The organism is Tepidimonas fonticaldi (assembly GCF_007556755.1).
Classification (GTDB): Bacteria; Pseudomonadota; Gammaproteobacteria; order Burkholderiales; family Burkholderiaceae_C; genus Tepidimonas; species Tepidimonas fonticaldi.
The window spans coordinates 1-723 of sequence record NZ_VJOO01000081.1 but is presented as its reverse complement, the minus strand read 5'-3'; the positions used below and the strand labels follow the sequence as shown (position 1 = coordinate 723).

Here is a 723-nt window from a genome sequence, read left to right as displayed (position 1 = left end):
CGCGCAGGTTTGCATTCGGGGCGAATACGCCGTGGAAGCGGGTGAGATGCGCGCGAGGTGGCGGGACCAGTGCCGCCAGCTTGGCGATGAAGTCCACCGCATCCCATTCGACATGCGTGGTCCCATTGCGCCACGGCGTCTTGAGCTGATACCGCACCCTACCCTGCGATGAGATCGACAGCCGCTGCTCGCTGATCGCCGGGCGCGTGATGTAGCGGCACAGCTTTTCGAGCTTGTGGCTCTCGTGTGCTTCCGCGGCCACGCCGGCATGTAGCGAGAAGCCGCCGACCTTGCCGGCATCGCCCTCCAGCGAGCCTGCGTCACCGGGCAATGTTTGCAGCGTGACGACCTTGCGGCCAGCGCCGCGACCGGTGGCGATGCGGTAGGTCATCGAACTCATCCGCAGCCCATCCATGCCGTCGTTGCTACCCGCGCTGTCGGACAGGAACACGGATTCGTCTTCGCCTTCGAGCCAGCCGCGGCGCGACAGGTGCCGGCACACGCGATGCGCGATGATGTTGGCGAGCTGCGTCAGTTGCGCAGAGGTGGGGGCACGGGTGCGGTGCAGGCGCGGCTTGCGCTGCGGACGCTCGGTGGTCGTCCCTGAAAAATTCATTTTCACGCCGCCCTTAGCCGCAGCTGGGCAGGGTTGGCGCCACTGGACTCGGTTGGCCGCCGCTGGGCGAGCCACCGGCCGATGAGGCGCACGGCCGCAATGAGGCG

Annotated in this window: 1 pseudogene; it reads right to left on the bottom strand. The window is 67.2% G+C overall.

Going from position 1 to position 723, the window contains the following annotated elements:
* Positions 1–595: pseudogene (locus tag Tfont_RS14405) on the bottom strand (transposase); the annotation flags it as partial.
* Positions 596–723 lie beyond the last annotated feature (128 nt).